Origin of the sequence: Falsiroseomonas stagni DSM 19981 (assembly GCF_900114315.1) — a bacterium.
In the GTDB taxonomy this organism is placed as follows: Bacteria; Pseudomonadota; Alphaproteobacteria; order Acetobacterales; family Acetobacteraceae; genus Falsiroseomonas; species Falsiroseomonas stagni.
In genome coordinates, this window is record NZ_FOSQ01000015.1 from 105,547 (window position 1) to 122,134 (window position 16,588).

Sequence of the window (16,588 nt, forward strand, 5' to 3'; positions counted from 1 at the left end):
CGGCAACGGCTCCCCCGGCGACGGGGGAGCCACCCTTGCTTGAGGTGAACAATATCGAGGTTGTCTACAACGATGTGATCCTGGTGCTCCGCGGGCTCTCGCTCACGGTGCCGAAGGGGAAGATCGTCGCGCTGCTGGGTGCCAATGGTGCGGGCAAATCCACCACGCTGAAGGCGATCTCCGGCCTGCTGAAATCGGAGGAAGGGGAGGTCACGCGCGGCGACATCCGCTTCGCTGGCGAACGCCTGAACGGAATCGAGGCGCATCAGATCGTCCGCAAGGGTATCTTCCAGGTGATGGAAGGCCGACGGATCATCAGCGACATGACCTGCCTGGAGAATCTCCGCCTCGGCGCCTTCACGCGCAGCGACAACGCCGGCGTGAAGCGCGACATCGAGATGGTCTATGACTACTTCCCGCGTCTCAAGGAACGCACGGGTCTGGCGGGATACCTCAGCGGCGGCGAACAGCAGATGCTGGCGATCGGCCGCGCGCTGATGGCGCGCCCGACGCTGATCCTGATGGACGAGCCCTCCATGGGCCTGTCGCCGCTGCTGGTGAAGGAGGTCTTCGGCATCATCCGCAAGCTGAACGAGGATCTGGGAATCACCATTCTTCTCGTCGAACAGAATGCGCGCATGGCGCTGTCGGTCGCCTCGCACGGCTATGTGATGGAGCAGGGCAAGGTGGTGCTGGATGGATCGGCGGAGGCGCTGGCGAACAATGAGGATGTGAAGGAATTCTACCTCGGCGGTCATGGCGCGGACCGGAAATCCTTCCGCAACCTGAAATCCTACAAGCGGCGAAAGCGGTGGCTGTGACCCATTACGACGACCGGGAGACGCGGAGCGCGGCGGCGCGGGATGACGCGCTGCGCGCGGCGCTGCCGCGGCTTGTGGCCCATGCGAAGGCGCGGGCGCCGGCCTATGCGATGATGCTGGCGGATGTGGACGCTGACGCGGTGACGGATCGCGCGGCGCTGGCGCACCTGCCCGTCACGCGGAAGTCCGCGCTGATCGAGGCGCAGGCGGCCGCGCCCCCGCTCGGCGGCTTCACGACCCTGCCGCTTGCCGATCTGCCGCGCGTCTTCGCCTCCCCGGGCCCGATCCACGAACCGCAGCCGGAAGGGCGCGATCCCTGGCGCTTCGCGCGCGCGCTGCACGCGACGGGGCTGCGACGGGGCCAGTTGCTGCACAATTGCTTCGCCTACCACTTCACCCCCGCGGGGATGATGCTGGAGGAAGGCGCGCGGGCGCTGGGCTGCCCGGTCTTTCCCGCCGGGCCCGGCAACACCGAAAGCCAGGCGCGGGCGGCGGCGCATCTGCGGCCGACCTGCTATGCGGGCACGCCGGATTTTCTCAAGTCGATCCTCGAAGCGGGTGATGCGCTCGGGCTTGACCTGTCCTCCCTGACGCTCGGCCACGTCACGGGCGGCGCCTATCTGCCCGCGCTGCGCGCCTTCTACGCCGCGCGCGGCATGACGGTGCTGCAGAGCTACGGCACCGCCGATCTCGGCCTTGTCGCCTATGAGTCCGAGGCGCGGGAGGGGCTGATCGTCGATGAGGATGTGCTGCTGGAGATCGTGCGCCCCGGCACCGGCGATCCGATGCCGGAGGGCGAGGTTGGCGAGGTTCTCGTTACCACCTTCAACGAGACCTATCCGCTGATCCGCTTCGCCACCGGCGACCTCTCCGCCGTGCTGCCGGGGGCCTCGCCCTGCGGGCGCAGCAACATGCGCATCAAGGGCTGGATGGGGCGCGCGGACCAGGCGGCCAAGGTGCGCGGCATGTTCGTGCGGCCGGAACAGGTGGCGGCGGTGATGCGGGACCATCCCGGCCTCGGCCGCGCACGCCTCGTGATCGGCCTGGCGGAGACGCGGGACACGATGGTGCTGCGCGTCGAATCGCCGGTGCGCGATGCGAGCCTGGTGGAAAGCCTGGCGCGCAGCCTGGCCGGCCATACGCGGCTGCGCGGCGTGATCGATCTGGTGGAGCCCGGGGCCCTGCAGAACGACGGCAAGGTGATCGACGACACCAGGCCGACATGAAGGGGGACGCTTACGCGGCGCTGCGGGCGGGCTTCCGCTGGAACATCCCGGCGCGCTGCAACCTGGCGGAGGAAGTCTGCGACCGCTGGGCGGATGGCAGCCGCCGCCTCGCGATGATGCAGGTGCTGGCCGATGGCGTCACGGAACTCATCGGCTATGACGATCTCCGCCACCGCTCCTGCAAGCTCGCGAACCTCTTCCTTGCCATGGGCATCGGGCGCGGGGACCGGATCGGCGTGCTGCTGCCGCAATGCCAGGAAACGCTGCTGACGCATCTCGCGGCCTGGCGCATCGGCGCGATCTCCGTGCCGCTCTTCACCCTGTTCGGAGAGGAGGCGCTGGCCTACCGGCTGCGCGACTGCGCCGCGGTGGCGCTGGTGACGGATGGCGTCGGCGCGGGGAAGCTGCGCTTCATCCGCGATCATCTGCCGGCGCTGCGCCACGTGCTGGATATCGATGGCGGCGCCGATCTGCACAAGCTGATCGAACCCGCGAGCGACCGGCACGACTGCGTCGCTACGGGGCCGGATGATCCCGCCCTCATCATCTACACCAGCGGCACCACGGGCAGCCCGAAAGGCGCGCTGCATGGCCATCGGGTGCTGCGCGGGCATCTGCCGGGCGTGGAGATGCCGCATGAATTCTTTCCCCAGCCGGAGGATACCTTCTGGACGCCCGCCGATTGGGCCTGGATCGGCGGGCTGCTCGATGTGCTGCTGCCGAGCCTGTACCACGGCGTCACCGTCGTCGCGCACCGCATGGCGAAGTTCGATCCCGATTACGCGCTGCGGCTGATGGCGCATTACCGCGTGCGCAACGCCTTCCTGCCTCCCACAGCACTCCGCATGCTGCGGCAGGTGCCCAATCCCGCCAGTTTCGGCCTGGACCTCCGCAGCGTCGGCAGCGGGGGCGAAAGCCTGGGCGCGGAGATGCTGGATTGGGGCCGCGCTGCCTTCGGCCTGACGATCAACGAATTCTACGGCCAGACCGAATGCAACCTGACGATCTCCTCTTGCGCCGGCCTGTTCCCCGTGAAGCCCGGCGCCATCGGCAAGCCGGTGCCGGGGCATGAGGTGGCGATCCTCGGCCCCGATGGTGCGGTGCTGCCGCGCGGCGCTGAAGGCACCATCGCCATCCGCGCGCCCGATCCCGTGATGTTCCTGGGCTACTGGAACCGCCCGGAGGCGACGGCCGCGAAGTTCCACGGCGACTGGCTGCTGACCGGCGACCAGGCGGTGATGGATGAGGAGGATTACGTCACCTTCGTCGGTCGCGACGATGATGTCATCACCTCCGCCGGCTATCGCATCGGCCCCGGCGAGATCGAGGATTTTCTCCAGTCGCACCCGGCCATCGCCGCGGTGGCCGTCATCGGCCTGCCGGACGCGCTGCGGACGGAACGCGTCTGCGCGGTGGTGGTGCCGAAGCCCGGCATCGTGGCGGACCAGGCGCTGGTCAGCGATATCCAGCGCAGCGTGGCGACGCGCCTCGCGGGCCACCTCTACCCCCGCCAGGTGGAATTCGTGGACGCTCTGCCCCAGACGACGACGGGAAAAATCATGCGCGGCGAGTTGCGCCGCCGCTTCGCGACGAAGGACTGAAGCCATGTCCGCCAACCAGCTCCCGCTGCTCGATTTCGACCTGGGCGATGAGGTCGATGCCCTGCGCGACAGCGTGCGCGCCTTCTCCGATGCCCGCGTCGCGCCCATCGCGGCGGAAATCGACCGCACCGACGAATTTCCCCGCTACCTGTGGCCGGAGATGGGCGCACTCGGCCTGCATGGCATCACGGTGGAGGAGGAGTATGGCGGCGCCGGCATGGGCTACCTCGCCCATTGCGTGGCCATGGAGGAAGTGAGCCGCGCCAGCGCCTCGGTCGGGCTTTCCTACGGCGCGCACAGCAATCTCTGCGTCAACCAGATCCGCCGCAACGGGACGGAGGACCAGAAGCGCCGCTACCTGCCGAAGCTCATCAGCGGGGAGCATCTGGGCGCGCTGGCGATGAGCGAGCCCTCCGCGGGCTCCGACGTCGTCTCCATGAAGCTGCGGGCGGAGAAGCGCGGCGATCGCTGGGTGCTGAACGGCACCAAGCTGTGGATCACCAACGCGCATTACGCCGAGACCCTCGTGGTCTATGCGAAGACCGATCCCGCCGCCGGGCCGAAGGGCATCAGCGCCTTCCTGATCGAGCGCGGCTTCAAGGGATTCCGCCCGGCGCAGAAGCTCGACAAGCTCGGCATGCGTGGCAGCCCGACCAGCGAACTGGTCTTCGAGGATTGCGAGGTGCCGGAGGAGAATGTGCTCGGCGCCGTGGGCGGCGGCGTGCGCGTGCTGATGTCGGGCCTCGACTATGAACGCGCGGTGCTCGCGGCGGGGCCGATCGGGATCCTCCAGGCATGCCTCGACCTGGTGGTGCCCTACATCCATGACCGCAAGCAGTTCGGCCAGCCGATCGGCGAATTCCAGTTCATCCAGGGCAAGGTGGCGGACATGTACACGCAGCTGAATGCGTGCCGCGCCTATGTCTACGCCGTGGCGAAGGCCTGCGACCGCGGCAGGACGACGCGCAAGGATGCGGCCGGGGCGATCCTCTTCGCGGCGGAAGCGGCGACGAAGGCGGCGCTCGATGCCATCCAGATTCTCGGCGGCAACGGCTACATCAACGATTATCCGGCGGGGCGGCTGCTGCGCGACGCCAAGCTCTACGAGATTGGCGCCGGCACCAGCGAGATCAGGCGCCTGCTGATCGGGCGGGAGATCTTCCGGGAGACGGCCTGACGCCGTTCAGCGGAAATAGCCGCCGAGGGCGGCGATATCGAAGGCGATCAGCGCGATCAACGCGACGATCCAGGGCCAGTCCTGGCGGAAGGTCTCCCCCACGCTGTTCACGGTGGGACGGCCCATATGGTCGCGATGGTCGGCCACCGGCACATCGGTATCGGTCAATTCGATGTCGCGGCCGGTCAGCGGGATGCGGTTGTCCTGGGTAATGCCTGACATGGGTGCTACGGGTCCTTGCAGTGCACCGTCAGGAAAGGCCGGTGCGCGGCGAAGGTTGCCGCCAGGTATGGCTTTGGCCATCCTGGCCCCATTCAACTCCGAGGGAGATTCCCCCATGCCCGGTGTTCCGGATGTCAGTCCCCGCGCCACCTTCCAGGCCCTGGCCGAGGATCCCGATGCGGTGCTGGTCGATGTGCGCACCGATGCGGAATGGAATTTCGTGGGCGTGCCGGACCTGTCCGAATTCGGCAAGCAGGTCGTGCTGATCCCGTGGCAGGTCTATCCGACGATGCAGGTGAATGGCGCCTTCGCGGAGCATCTGCGCCGCGCCGGCGCATCGGCCACCTCGAAGCTCTACTTCATCTGCCGGTCGGGCGCGCGCAGCCTGGCGGCCGGGCAGGCGGCGCAGGCCGCGGGCTTCCCGCACGCCTTCAACGTCGCCGATGGCTTCGAAGGCCCGGTGGATGCGGAGGGGCATCGCGGCAGCGTCGCCGGCTGGAAGGCCGATGGCCTGCCCTGGCGCCAGCGGTGAACGCCACGATGGAACGCATGGAGCTTGCCACCGATTTCCTGTTCCGCATGGAAATCGCCGTGGCCGCGCCGCAGGTCATCGGCGACATGCCGCTGGGCGAACGCCGGGTCGCCCTCATCACCGGGGGCCGCTTCCACGGGCCGGGGCTGAACGGCACGGTCCTGCCCGGCGGGGCGGATTGGCTGCTGACGGGCGGCGATGGCGCGACGCGGCTGGATGTGCGGGCGGTGCTGCAGGCCGATGACGGACAGGTGATCGGCATCACCTACCAGGGCGTGCGCCACGCCCCACCCGATGTCGCGGCGCGGATGGCGGCCGGGGAGGCCGTGCCGCCGGGCAGCTACTACATGCGCACGGCGATCCGGTTCGAAACCGGGCCGGGGCCGCATGAATGGCTGAACCGGCTGCTGGCGGTGGCCGTCGGGCATCGCTTTCCCGATGGCCCCGTCTACGATGTCTATGCGGTGCTATGAACCGCCGATCGTCGCGGCCAGGCGGCGGACCAGCGCATGCGGGTCTGCCTCCAGCGCCGTGACGCCGACGGCGGCGAGGTCCGCGGCCGCGCGTTCCATCGAATAGCCCGCCAGCGCGGCGTGGCCGGCCGCCAAGCCGACGAAGAGCGGCTTGGGGGACGGCTTCTCCCGCAGCGCCGCCGCCAGCGCCTCCACCCGGCCCTTCAGGGGGCGGGAGGCGAGGGTGGTGTAGAACAGCACCGCGTCGATGCCGGGCCGTTCCGCCATCTCGAAGGCCGCGGCGAAGCGCTGCACGGCGGTCTCGGCCGGGCCGCCCTGGGCGTTGTCCATGAAGCACGCGGCGGGGCAGCCGGCATCGCCCAGCAGGTCCAGCATCATCATGCCGAGCCCCGCGCCGGCCGTGACCATGGCGACGCGGCCGCCGGGGATTTCCACCATCTGGAAGCCCTGGTCCCGCGCGCGGCGTTCCAGCGGCGTCAGCGCCGCTTCCTCCAGCGCCGCGGAAAGGGCGGTGCCGGCGTTGTCGTGCCGGAAGCCCGCGGCTTCGTCCCGCACCGCCTTGCAGTCGCAGGCCAGCAGCGTGCCGTCCGCGAGGCGGGCGAGGGGGTTGATCTCCAGGCTCTCCAGGTCCTCGGCCACCATCACGCGGGCGAGTCGCACGGCCAGGCGTGACAGGCGCGCGGCGATGTCGGGGGCGAAGCGGTCGCGCAGCACGCGCAGCCCCGTGGCGATGGCGCCCGGCGCCTCCGGCAGGATGTGCCAGCGCAGCGGCGGCGCGCCCGACTCCACCTCCACGCCGCCATCGGGCGCGCAGAGCACCTCGATCGCCTGCGCGGTGCCGTCGACGCGCAGCGCGAGGAAGATCTCCTGCACGATCGCCACGGGCTGTTCCAGCATCAGCGGCGCGGCGGGATCGCCGAGGAGGCCGCGGATGGTTCGCGCCGTGCCGGGCACATCGCCCTCCGCACGCCGCACCAGGCCGCGCTTGCCGCGCCCGCCTTCCAGCAGCTGCGCCTTGACCACCGCGTCATCGAAGCCGGGCGGCGGCAAGTCGCCGGTGATCAGCGCGGCATCGGGCAGCGATATGCCGTGACGACGCAGCGCCACCTTGCCGTCCCACTCCGTCAACCGCATGCTCCGCCCCCCATGACACCCACATTCCTGCACAGCGCGCCGCAACGCGTCGTCATCGTCAATCCTACCGGACGCTACGCCAGCGCGCAGGTCGCCGCCATGCGTGCGGCGGGCACATCGATCGTGGCCGGCATCGCGCCCGGCCGTGGCGGAACCATCCAGGATGGGCTGCCGCTGCTGGACGACCTCTCGCAGCTCGATGCGCCGGCGGATGCGGCGGTGCTCTACACGCCGCCGGATGGCGTACTGGATGCCGTGCGCGATGGCGTCGCGGCGCGCATCCCGCTGATCGTCGCCGCGGCCGAATACGTCCCGGTGCATGACAGCCTGAAGGCCGCGACCATCGCGCGGGAGGCTGGATGCTGGCTGGTGGGGCCGAATACGCTGGGCCTGGCGGTGCCGGGGCAGATGCTGCTGGGCTCCATCGCGCCGGAATTCATCACGCCGGGCCGCGTGACGCTGCTGTGCCGCAGCGGCACGCTGACGCTGGCGATCGCGCGGCTGCTGACGGAGGCGGGGATCGGCCAGCGCGCCGTGATCCATATGGGTGGCGACCTGGTGATCGGCCGCAACCCGCATGAATACCTGGCGGCGCTGGCCGAGGATTCCGCGACGGATGCGGTGCTGTATTGCGGTGAACTCGGCGGCGACAAGGAATACGCGCTGGCCGCCGCGCTGCCGGCTTTGGGGAAACCGCTGGTCGCGCTGGTGATGGGCCGTCACGCGCCGGCGGGCACGCGCATGGGCCATGCCGGCGCGCTGGCGGGGGCGGAGCGGGAGACGGCGGCCGCGAAGCTCGCCGCGCTGGCGGCTGCCGGTGCCATCACGGTGGAGCGCCCGGAACAGGCGATCGAGGCGCTGAAGCGCCTGTAGTCAGCGCGGTGTGTGGGCGCGGAGAAAACTCCGCATGTGGCGGATGGCGAGTGGCATCCGTTCCTTCGGATCCTTCCAGGGATAGAGGCTGAGCTGCGCCTGGGGCGCTAGCATCGCGGCGTCCATCGCCACGGCATAGGGATGCGCGGGCACGTCATCCGGCAGGATCATCACGGGCGTCTGGCACTGCCGTACGAAATCGCGCGTGACGGTGAAGACGAAATCCGGATCGGTCGCATACATGCGGCGGAGGTAGCGCTCCACCTGGTCCATGCTGATGTCGGGGCGACGCGCGACCAGCGCGGGGCCCCAGCCCGTCATGTTGTTGTCGTAGAACAGCGCGGGCTTTTCCGGCCGGAAGCCGCTGGGCTGCGCCAGGATGGCGGCGGGAATGCGATGCGCGGCGCGCTTCAGCAGGTTCCAGATGAAGGGCCCGCCGATGCAGAAGCCCAGCACCAGGAAGCGATCGATGCCGAGGTGATCCATCAGGCCGAGCTGGTCATCGGTATGCGAATCCCAGGGGCGATCGGGTTCCAGCGGGCCGGAGGAGCCGCCACCCTCCGCATTGCGAAGGTCGAGCGTGATGCAGCGGAATTCGTCGCTGAACTCGGCCAGTGCGTTGAAGGGGCCCTTCTCCGTCAGGAAGGGGATCGTGGAATTGAGCCCGCCGCCCGGGATCATCAGCACGGGAAAACCGCTGCCGGCTTCCTCGTAATGGATGCGCACGTCGCCTCGTTCGTAGAAGGGCATGGCGGTTCAATCCGTTGGGGCGACCAGCAGGCCGCGGCTGCGGGACGCGGTGACCAGGGTTTCCATCAGCGAGTCGCCGAAGGACCGGTAGCAGGCGAGGTTGAAGGCATCGCCCTGCCGCCAGACCAGCAGCGGTATATAGGCGCCGATGGTGCTGGCCGCGGCGCCATCGGGGAAGGCGCTGTCATGCAGGTCGATGGGCAGGAAGGTGGCCAGCGCCTCCCTCATGCGGGGGCCGGCGAGGCTGATGATCCGGCGCGCGCCGGTCAGCGGTGTGCGATTCGCTTGCGCCACATCCGGCGCCGCGCCGCGGGGATGCACCAGCAGCCATTGCCGCGGCGCGGTCCAGATGGCGGTGCCCTGCGGCAGCGCGACGGCGGCGGGGCGGTCCGGCAGGCCGGGCAGGAGGTCCGCCGGGCCGTGCAGGGCGGTGAGGCCGAGGCGCCGGCGATCCGTCAGCAGCACGCCGATCTCAGCCACGGCTGCGCCCCCCCTCGATGTCGATGAAGACGGGCTTCACCACCTCGGCCTCCGCATCCCCGCCGCGAATGGGGTCGTGGATGCGGATGCGCGTGCCGATCCGCGCCGCGCCGCCGGAGAGCAGGCCGAGCGCGATCATGTGCCCCAGATGCGGCGACCAGCAGGCGGAGGTGACGTGGCCGAGGTCGTTATCGGTCGAGATCGCCGCGCCGGGCTGGAAGAGATGCGACCCGGCCTTGATGACCTGCCCGGCATCCAGCGCCTTCAGCCCCACCAGCACGGGGCGCGCGGGATCGACCAGCGCGGGGCGCGTCGCCATCGCGCACCCGAGAAAGTCCTTCTTCCTGGACAGCATGCGCGCCAGGCCGAGATCGCCCGCGGTGGTCTGGCCGTTCAGCTCGGCGCCCGCCGCGTGGCCCTTCTCGATCCGCAGCACGCCCAGCGCTTCCGTCCCATAGGGTGCCAGGCCATGCGGCGCGCCGGCCTGCATCAGCGCCTCCATGAAGCGTTCGGCGTCATCGGGCGGCACGCCGATCTCATAGGCCAGCTCGCCGGAGTAGCTGAGGCGGTAGAGCCGCGCGGGAATGTCGCCCGCGACCATCGCCTCCACGCAGGCCATGTGCGGCAGCGCGGTGTTGGAGACATCGGCCGGCGTGATGGCCGCCAGGATGTCGCGCGACCGTGGCCCGGCCAGCGAGACCTGCGCCCAGGCATCCGTCACCGACAGGATCGCGACATCGAGGTCCGGGCGCAGCACCTGGTGGCAGAACTCGATATGCTGCATCACCTTGCCGGCGTTGACCGTGGTGGTGGTGACGAAGAAGCGGTCCTCCGCCAGGCGGGCGACGGTGCCGTCATCCATGACGAAGCCATCCTCCCGCAGCATCACGCCGTAGCGGATGCGGCCGACGGGCAGCGTCGAGATGTCGTTGGCATAGACCAGGTCCAGCAGCGCGGCGGCGCCGGGGCCGACGATTTCGATCTTGCCGAGCGTCGAGACATCGCAGACGCCCGCGGCGGCGCGGACATTCAGCACCTCCCGGTCCACGCTGTCGCGCCAGCCGCGCTCGCCGGGGCGTGTGTACCATTCGGCGCGCAGCCAGGGGCCGGTCTCGACGAAGCTCGCACCGTTCCGCCTGGCCCAGTCATGCAGCGGCGTGCGGCGGGTGGGCTTGATGGCGCGGCCGACATGGTGGCCGGCCAGCGCGCCGATCGCGACCGGCGTGTAGGGCGGGCGGAACATCGTCGTGCCCGTCTCGGGAATCGTGCGGCCGGTCTCGGCCGCCAGGATGGCGAGGCCGACGACATTCGCGGTCTTGCCCTGGTCCGTCGCCATGCCGAGGGTGGTGTAGCGTTTCGCGTGCTCGACACTGCGGAAGCCCTCGCGCGCGGCGAGGGCGATGTCGTCGGCCGTCACGTCGTGCTGGAAATCGACGAAGGCTTTGCCGCGTCCACCCTTCACATGGAAGAAGGGCACCAGCGATGCCGGTTCGTCATCGGCGCGCGGCAGGGTCAGGGCCTGGCCGTCATGCCCCGCATCGCGCGCGGCGTTCAGGCCCGCGCTGGCGCCATCGGCCAGGCAGGCGGCGAGTGTCATGCGGCCGGCGGCGGCGCCGGCCACGGCCAGGCCAGGGGGCGGCGTGCCGGGGGTGAAGGCGTGGATCGTGTCGTTCCAGACCGGCCTGCCGCCGTGATGCGCGCTGAGGTTCAGCGTGGGGTTCCAGCCGCCGGCGACGGCGAGGAGATCGGCCTCGATCCGGCCGGTGCCCTCGACCTCCACGCCCGTCAGCGAAAGCCGGCCGGTGGTGCCGGTGACGCGCCCGCCCAGCACCTGCCGCGCCTTCGCGGCCATCGCCGTGACGGCGGGCGAGATGTCGCGCCGCGCATCCACCACCGTCACCTCCGCCCCGGCGGCGAGCATGTCGGCGGCGGTGCGCCAGCCATCATCGCCGGCGGTGAAGACCACGGCGCGCCTGCCGGGCAGGACCGCGAATCGGTTGAGGTAGCCGCGCGCGGCGGCGGCGGACATCACGCCGGGGCGGTCATTGCCGGGAAAGGCGATGGGGCGTTCCACCGCGCCGGCGGCCAGCACGGCGCGCTTCGCGACGATGGTCCAGGCGCGCTGGCGTGGCGTGCCCGGCGGGGGCTCCGCCAGATGGTCCGCCACGCGTTCCAGCGCGCCGTACTGCCCATCATCGAAGACACCGAAGACGGTGGTGCGCGGCAGCAGCGTCACGTCGGGCATGGCGCGGAGTTCCGCCAGCACCTTCTCCGCCCAGATCGCGGCGGGCGCGCCATCGATCTCCTGCCGGTCCTGGAGGAGCCTGCCGCCGACACGGGAATCCTCATCCGCCAGCACCACCCGGGCGCCGGTGCGCGCTGCGGCCAGCGCGGCGGCCAGCCCCGCGGGACCGGCGCCGATCACCAGCACGTCGCAGAACAGATGCGATCGTTCATAGGCATCGGGGTCCGGTGCATCCGGCGCGCGGCCAAGGCCGGCGGCGCGGCGGATCAGCGGCTCATAAACCTTCTCCCAGAAGGAGGCCGGCCACATGAAGGTCTTGTAGTAGAAACCGGCGGAGAAGACGGGGCCGAGCAGCCCGTTAACCGCCATGGCATCGAAGCGCAGGCTGGGCCAGCGGTTCTGGGACGTCGCCTCCAGCCCATCGAACAGTTCCGCCACCGTGGCGCGGGTATTGGGTTCGCGCCGGGCGCCGCCGCGGAGTTCGACCAGCGCGTTGGGTTCCTCCGCGCCGATGCCCCAGATGCCGCGGGGGCGATGGTACTTGAAGCTTCGTCCGACCAGCGTGACGCCATTGGCGAGCAGCGCGGAGGCGAGGGTATCGCCCGCATGGCCCGTGTAGCCGCGGCCGTCGAAGGTGAAGCGCAGCGTGGTGGCGCGGTCGATCGCGCCACCGGTGGGGAGCCTGGTCATGCGCGCGCCGCCTTCACGGCGGCGATGGCGTGGTTGCGCGTGTCGCGCGTGACGACCAGCCATTGCCGGCAGCCATGCACGTGCTGCCAGAGTTCGTCATGCAGCCCGGCGGGGTTGTCGCGGAGGTTGACGTAGTCATGCCACGCCTCGGGCGGCGCATCGGGCGCCGGGCGCGGCGGCGGCTTCGATCCGACGGTCGCAAATTCGGCGCTGCCACGCGCGCCGCAGAAGGGGCAGGGGATCATCATGGCTAGTGCTGGTTCGGCTGCGCGCCGACCCCCTTCTCATCCAGCACCGCCCCTGTCGCGAAGCGGTCCAGGCGGAATTCGGCGTTCAGCGCGTGGGGCTGCCCCGTCGCGATGGTATGCGCAAAACACCAGCCGGAAGCGGGCGTCGCCTTGAAGCCGCCGTAGCACCAGCCGCAATTGAGGAAGAGTCCCTCGACCGGCGTGCGGTCGATGATGGGCGATCCGTCCATCGACATGTCCATGATCCCGCCCCATTGGCGGAGGTAGCGAAGGCGGGACATGGCGGGGAACAGCTGCACGCCGCCCTCCATCACATCCTCCACCACCGGCAACCCGCCGCGCTGGGCGTAGGAATTGTAGCCATCGATGTCGCCGCCGAAGACCAGCCCGCCCTTGTCGGATTGGCTGACGTAGAAATGGCCGGCGCCATAGGTGACGACGCAATCGATCATCGGCTTCACGGCCTCGCTCACGAAGGCCTGCAGCACATGGCTTTCGATCGGCAGTCGCAGCCCGGCCATGGCCGCGACGCGGGAGGTGTTGCCCGCGACGGCCAGGCCCACGCGCTTCGCCGCGATGAAGCCGCGCGTCGTCTCCACGCCCCGCACGCGGCCACCCTCCACGCGGATGCCGATGACTTCCGTGTTCTGCAGCAGGTCCACGCCACGGGAATCCGCCGCGCGTGCATAGCCCCAGGCCACGGCATCATGCCGCACCGTGCCGCCGCGGCGCTGCAGCAGCCCGCCCTTCACGGGAAAGCGCGGATTGTCGGTGTTCAGCAGCGGCAGCATGGCCTTCACCTGCGCCGCGTCCAGCAGTTCCGCATCCACGCCCGCGATGCGCATCGCGTTGCCTCGCCTTGCATAGGCATCCCGCTGGCCATCGCTGTGGCACAGATTCAGCACGCCGCGCTGGCTGACCATGGCGTTGTAGTTGATGTCCTGCTCCAGCCCCTCCCACAGCTTCATGCTGTGCTCGTAGAAATGCGTGTTGCCGGGCAGCAGGTAGTTGCTGCGGATGATGGTGGTGTTGCGCCCGACATTGCCGGAACCGAGGTAGCCTTTCTCCACCACCGCCACATCGGTGATGCCGTGCAGCTTCGCCAGGTAATGCGCCGTCGCCAGGCCGTGCCCGCCGCCGCCGACGATCACCGTGTCATAGGCCGCGCGCGGCTCCGGCTGTCGCCAGACCGGCTTCCAGGACCGGTTGCCGGTCAGCGCATGGCGCAGGATGGCGAGGGCCGAATACTTCATGGGGTCATCTAACCCCACCCCAACCACCACGGCCAGCCAGCCCCGCCCGAAACAGCACGACATCGCCGCGCCCGTGGCGGCGATGGACAGGCAGTCCAATCCTGTTACGGATCGGTGAGCGAAGGAGTTCCGCGCCATGCCTGTGGACATCGAGGATGTCGTCACCGAGACCACCAGCCAGTCCTGGTTCTCCCGCCTCGGGGGCGCGCTGACCGGGCTGCTGATCGGCCTGGTGCTGGTCCCCGGCTCCGGTGCGCTGCTGTTCTGGAATGAGGGCCGCGCCGTGCAGACCGCGCAATCCCTGGCGGAGGGCGCCGGCCTGGTACTGCCGGTCGAGCGCCTGGACCGTGCGAATGAGGGCCGGCTGGTCCATGTCGCCGGCCCCGCCCGGATCGCGACGCCGCCGCGCGACCCCGAATTCGGCGCGCCCGCGCCCGACGGAACCCTCCGCCTGGTGCGCAGCGTGGAGATGTTCCAGTGGAAGGAGGAGCAGGAGAGCGAGACGCGCAACAAGCTCGGCGGCGGGACGGAGACGGTGACGACCTACCGCTACACCAGGGGCTGGGCCGAGGGGCGCATCGATTCGTCCCGCTTCCGCCAGCCCGACGGCCACCAGAACCCCACGCCGCGCCAGACGAGCCGCAGCTTCATGGCCCAGGGCGTGACGCTGAACGGCTTCCGGCTGACGGAGGCGCAACTCTCGGCCATTGCCGCGAACGAGACGCTGTCGCCCCCCGGCGCGACGGGCGACAGCCTGCGCTACATCGGTGCCGATCCCGCCAATCCACGCATCGGCGATCTGCGCATCACCTGGTCCGCCGCGCGGCCGGAGGCGCTATCCGTCATCGCCGCGCAATCCGGCGACGGCTTCGCCCCCTACGCCACCCGCGCCGGCGACCGGCTGATGATGGTGGAACCGGGCCGCCGCACGCCGGCGGAGATGTTCCGCGCGGCGGAGGAGGGGAACGCGATCCTCACCTGGGTGCTGCGCCTGGTGGGGGCGGTGCTGATGTTCGTGGCCTTCGCGCTGCTGATGCGGCCGGTGAAGGTGCTGGCCGACGTGATCCCGCCGCTGGGCTGGCTGGTCGGCTTCGGCACCAGCCTGGTGGCCGGCGTGCTGACGCTGCTGCTGGCGCCGACCGTCATCGCCGTCGCCTGGCTGTTCTACCGCCCGCTGGTCGCGATCGGCGTGCTGGCGGCGGGTGCCGCGGCGGCCTTCGCGCTGACCCGGCTGCGCCGCCGGGTGCCGGTCGCGAAGCCGGCCTGACGCCTATCGCTGAGGCGGCGGGCAAGTGCCCATCTATCGTTGAGGTGGCGGGCAAGTGCCCATCTATCGTTGAGGTGGCGGGCAAGTGCCCGCCAGGGCACAGGCCAATTGATCCGCGGCCGCCGGGCCGGGCGGGCGCGCGACGGGTGCCGGGGTGGGCGCCGGGGCGGCACCCGGCAGCACCGGCCGCGGCGCGCTGGCGACCGGCGGCGGGCGCTGCGGCTCTGGCGGCGGCGCGGGCAGCACCGGCGTGGGCAGCACGGGCGCGGGCAAGGCCGGCGCGGCGCCGAGCGGCGGCGGCTTCTCATCCCCGCCGCCCAGCCCCTGCTGGCTCATCGGTCCGCCCGGCTTGCCGACGCCGCCATCCACCGGCGGGCGCGCGGCCTGCTGGACCTGCGGCTGCGCCACCGGCGGGCGCGGCGCCGCCTGGATGGGGGCCGAGGCGGGGCGCGCGGGCGTCAGCGTGACGTTGCAGGGCTGCTGGCCGACCAGGCCGCGCGCATGGATGCGCTGCGGCGTCACGACCAGGGCATCGAAGCTGGCGGCACCGCTGCGCGGCCCCTGGCCATCCAGGCGCATCAGCGGCGTCGGGCTGACGCCCAGGATGCGGCCCGCCACGCGCACATCCTCGAAGGCCAGGGACAGCACGTTGTTCACCACGGTGCCGCGGGCCTGGATCTCCCCGCTGTCCGACAGGTCGCGCGTCGGGCAGTTCACCGTCCCGGCCCAGGCGCCCTCCAGGCTGCCGCCGGCCCCAGAGGACTGGGATTGGGGTTGGGGCTGGGGCCTGGGCTGCTGCGCCGCGCCGGTGGACAGCGCCAGGTTCAGGTTGCAGGGCCGGTCGCCGACCACGCCGCGCGCATGCAACTGGCCACCGGCCAGGACCACGCCGGTGAAGGCCGCCGTCATCTGCCGCGTCTCGCCTTCCAGCCGCACCGCCGCCGAGCCGAGGTTCAGGATGCGGCCGCTGACCACCATCTCCGGCAGCGTCACCGTCATCTCCCCGTTCCGCACCTGGCCGCGCACCGGCGTGCTGCCGCTGTCGAACAGGCTGCGCGCCGGGCAATCCAGCGTGCCGGTTACCGGCCCCTCAAAGGACTGCGCCTGCACGGGCAGGGCGAAGACGAAGGGCAGGGCGGCCAGGGCGACGGCGCGCAGGGACAAGGGGGTCTCCGGATTGCGGTGCGGCGCAGGATAGGGGCTCGCGCCGGGCTGCGCCACGATCTCACCCAATCGTGGCAGAGCCGTGTTATACCAGCGCCCTGAATGGCTGACTCGATGGTGATGTTGGTGCGCTGTCGATGTGTGATTCGCTGCGCCTGAGGGCGGAAGGGGCGGATCATGGCGGTGTCGGTAGACCGGAAGGACCATACGGCGTCGGAGTTGCGACGCCTGGCGGCGGGAAGCCGTGACGCCTCGGCGGCGCGCCGCATGCTGGCCCTGGCACTGGTGCTGGAGGGCGTGCCGCGAGCGGTTGCGGCAGAGACCTGCGGGATGGATCGGCAGACGCTGCGGGACTGGGTTCATCGCTACAATGCCGAAGGCGTTTCCGGTCTGTCGAACCGTAAGGAGGGCGTCGGCCGCAAGCCGCTGCTG

17 protein-coding genes are annotated in these 16,588 nt (G+C 70.5%); 9 read left to right on the plus strand and 8 right to left on the minus strand.

Going from position 1 to position 16,588, the window contains the following annotated elements:
* Positions 1–44 precede the first annotated feature (44 nt).
* The 4 genes from BM041_RS25900 to BM041_RS25915 are packed head-to-tail and all read left to right on the plus strand — an operon-like array spanning position 45 to position 4,825.
* A complete protein-coding gene (locus tag BM041_RS25900) occupies positions 45–821 on the plus strand; it encodes an ABC transporter ATP-binding protein (RefSeq protein WP_456303969.1) in 777 nt (258 codons plus the stop codon).
* Positions 812–2,047, plus strand: coding sequence for a phenylacetate--CoA ligase family protein (locus tag BM041_RS25905; protein ID WP_342713820.1), 1,236 nt, complete (start codon positions 812–814; stop codon positions 2,045–2,047). The genes BM041_RS25900 and BM041_RS25905 overlap by 10 nt, the downstream gene beginning before the upstream one ends.
* Entirely contained in the window at positions 2,044–3,648 is a 1,605-nt protein-coding gene (locus tag BM041_RS25910; RefSeq protein WP_092962819.1) for an acyl-CoA synthetase, read from the plus strand. The genes BM041_RS25905 and BM041_RS25910 overlap by 4 nt, the downstream gene beginning before the upstream one ends.
* Before the next feature lie 4 nt (positions 3,649–3,652).
* Positions 3,653–4,825 (plus strand): isovaleryl-CoA dehydrogenase, encoded by a 1,173-nt coding sequence (locus BM041_RS25915; RefSeq protein WP_092962820.1) that lies wholly within the window; start codon positions 3,653–3,655, stop codon positions 4,823–4,825.
* 6 nt (positions 4,826–4,831) lie between these two features.
* Here the strand turns inward: BM041_RS25915 and BM041_RS25920 are convergent, their stop codons facing one another.
* Positions 4,832–5,047: a hypothetical protein gene (locus BM041_RS25920; RefSeq protein ID WP_092962821.1), complete on the minus strand. Its 216-nt coding sequence runs from the start codon at positions 5,045–5,047 to the stop codon at positions 4,832–4,834.
* A 115-nt stretch (positions 5,048–5,162) separates the two neighbouring features.
* Between BM041_RS25920 and BM041_RS25925 the strand changes: the two genes are divergently transcribed.
* Both BM041_RS25925 and BM041_RS25930 read left to right on the plus strand, forming a co-directional pair.
* Positions 5,163–5,579, plus strand: a complete 417-nt coding sequence (locus BM041_RS25925) for a rhodanese-like domain-containing protein (RefSeq protein WP_092962838.1) — start codon at positions 5,163–5,165, stop codon at positions 5,577–5,579.
* 17 nt (positions 5,580–5,596) lie between these two features.
* Complete coding sequence (locus BM041_RS25930) at positions 5,597–6,052, plus strand: DUF3237 domain-containing protein (protein ID WP_217648849.1); 456 nt, start codon at positions 5,597–5,599, stop codon at positions 6,050–6,052.
* Here the strand turns inward: BM041_RS25930 and BM041_RS25935 are convergent.
* Positions 6,047–7,186 (minus strand): ATP-grasp domain-containing protein, encoded by a 1,140-nt coding sequence (locus BM041_RS25935; RefSeq protein WP_092962822.1) that lies wholly within the window; start codon positions 7,184–7,186, stop codon positions 6,047–6,049. The genes BM041_RS25930 and BM041_RS25935 overlap by 6 nt on opposite strands.
* Before the next feature lie 12 nt (positions 7,187–7,198).
* Between BM041_RS25935 and BM041_RS25940 the strand changes: the two genes are divergently transcribed.
* Positions 7,199–8,059, plus strand: a complete 861-nt coding sequence (locus BM041_RS25940; protein WP_092962823.1) for a CoA-binding protein — start codon at positions 7,199–7,201, stop codon at positions 8,057–8,059.
* Here the strand turns inward: BM041_RS25940 and BM041_RS25945 are convergent, their stop codons facing one another.
* Genes BM041_RS25945 through BM041_RS25965 form a run of 5 tightly spaced genes read right to left on the minus strand, consistent with a single transcriptional unit; the run spans position 8,060 to position 13,725 of the window.
* The gene (locus BM041_RS25945) at positions 8,060–8,809 is read right to left on the minus strand and encodes an alpha/beta fold hydrolase (RefSeq protein WP_092962824.1); all 750 of its coding nucleotides are present in this window, start codon (positions 8,807–8,809) and stop codon (positions 8,060–8,062) included.
* Between the two features lie 6 nt (positions 8,810–8,815).
* Positions 8,816–9,289 carry a sarcosine oxidase subunit gamma gene (locus tag BM041_RS25950; protein WP_092962825.1) on the minus strand — a complete coding sequence of 158 codons (474 nt, stop codon included), beginning with the start codon at positions 9,287–9,289 and terminating at the stop codon, positions 8,816–8,818.
* Complete coding sequence (locus tag BM041_RS25955; RefSeq protein WP_092962826.1) at positions 9,282–12,224, minus strand: sarcosine oxidase subunit alpha family protein; 2,943 nt, start codon at positions 12,222–12,224, stop codon at positions 9,282–9,284. The genes BM041_RS25950 and BM041_RS25955 overlap by 8 nt, the downstream gene beginning before the upstream one ends.
* On the minus strand, positions 12,221–12,472 hold the full coding sequence (locus BM041_RS25960; RefSeq protein ID WP_092962827.1) for a sarcosine oxidase subunit delta: 252 nt from the start codon (positions 12,470–12,472) through the stop codon (positions 12,221–12,223). The genes BM041_RS25955 and BM041_RS25960 overlap by 4 nt, the downstream gene beginning before the upstream one ends.
* A gap of 2 nt (positions 12,473–12,474) precedes the next feature.
* Positions 12,475–13,725, minus strand: a complete 1,251-nt coding sequence (locus BM041_RS25965) for a sarcosine oxidase subunit beta family protein (protein ID WP_092962828.1) — start codon at positions 13,723–13,725, stop codon at positions 12,475–12,477.
* Between the two features lie 136 nt (positions 13,726–13,861).
* Here BM041_RS25965 and BM041_RS25970 point away from each other — a divergent pair, with 136 nt between their 5' ends.
* Positions 13,862–14,992, plus strand: coding sequence for a TMEM43 family protein (locus BM041_RS25970; protein WP_092962829.1), 1,131 nt, complete (start codon positions 13,862–13,864; stop codon positions 14,990–14,992).
* Between the two features lie 63 nt (positions 14,993–15,055).
* Here the strand turns inward: BM041_RS25970 and BM041_RS31975 are convergent, their stop codons facing one another.
* A complete protein-coding gene (locus BM041_RS31975) occupies positions 15,056–16,156 on the minus strand; it encodes a hypothetical protein (RefSeq protein WP_139226184.1) in 1,101 nt (366 codons plus the stop codon).
* A 177-nt stretch (positions 16,157–16,333) separates the two neighbouring features.
* On the opposite strand from BM041_RS31975, the gene BM041_RS25980 reads away from it, so the two are divergent.
* A partial coding sequence (locus tag BM041_RS25980) for a helix-turn-helix domain-containing protein (protein ID WP_245762243.1) occupies positions 16,334–16,588 on the plus strand: 255 nt, incomplete at its 3' end.

Bases quoted from the DNA above. Each gene is read 5' to 3' on its own strand.
- BM041_RS25940 (WP_092962823.1), top strand. From the start codon at position 7,199: ATGACACCCACATTCCTGCACAGCGCGCCGCAACGCGTCGTCATCGTC.
- BM041_RS25945 (WP_092962824.1), bottom strand. From the start codon at position 8,809: ATGCCCTTCTACGAACGAGGCGACGTGCGCATCCATTACGAGGAAGCC.
- BM041_RS25925 (WP_092962838.1), top strand. From the start codon at position 5,163: ATGCCCGGTGTTCCGGATGTCAGTCCCCGCGCCACCTTCCAGGCCCTG.
- BM041_RS25935 (WP_092962822.1), bottom strand. From the start codon at position 7,186: ATGCGGTTGACGGAGTGGGACGGCAAGGTGGCGCTGCGTCGTCACGGC.
- BM041_RS25955 (WP_092962826.1), bottom strand. From the start codon at position 12,224: ATGACCAGGCTCCCCACCGGTGGCGCGATCGACCGCGCCACCACGCTG.
- BM041_RS25920 (WP_092962821.1), bottom strand. From the start codon at position 5,047: ATGTCAGGCATTACCCAGGACAACCGCATCCCGCTGACCGGCCGCGAC.
- BM041_RS25970 (WP_092962829.1), top strand. From the start codon at position 13,862: ATGCCTGTGGACATCGAGGATGTCGTCACCGAGACCACCAGCCAGTCC.
- BM041_RS25910 (WP_092962819.1), top strand. From the start codon at position 2,044: ATGAAGGGGGACGCTTACGCGGCGCTGCGGGCGGGCTTCCGCTGGAAC.
- BM041_RS25930 (WP_217648849.1), top strand. From the start codon at position 5,597: ATGGAGCTTGCCACCGATTTCCTGTTCCGCATGGAAATCGCCGTGGCC.
- BM041_RS25960 (WP_092962827.1), bottom strand. From the start codon at position 12,472: ATGATGATCCCCTGCCCCTTCTGCGGCGCGCGTGGCAGCGCCGAATTT.
- BM041_RS25965 (WP_092962828.1), bottom strand. From the start codon at position 13,725: ATGAAGTATTCGGCCCTCGCCATCCTGCGCCATGCGCTGACCGGCAAC.
- BM041_RS25915 (WP_092962820.1), top strand. From the start codon at position 3,653: ATGTCCGCCAACCAGCTCCCGCTGCTCGATTTCGACCTGGGCGATGAG.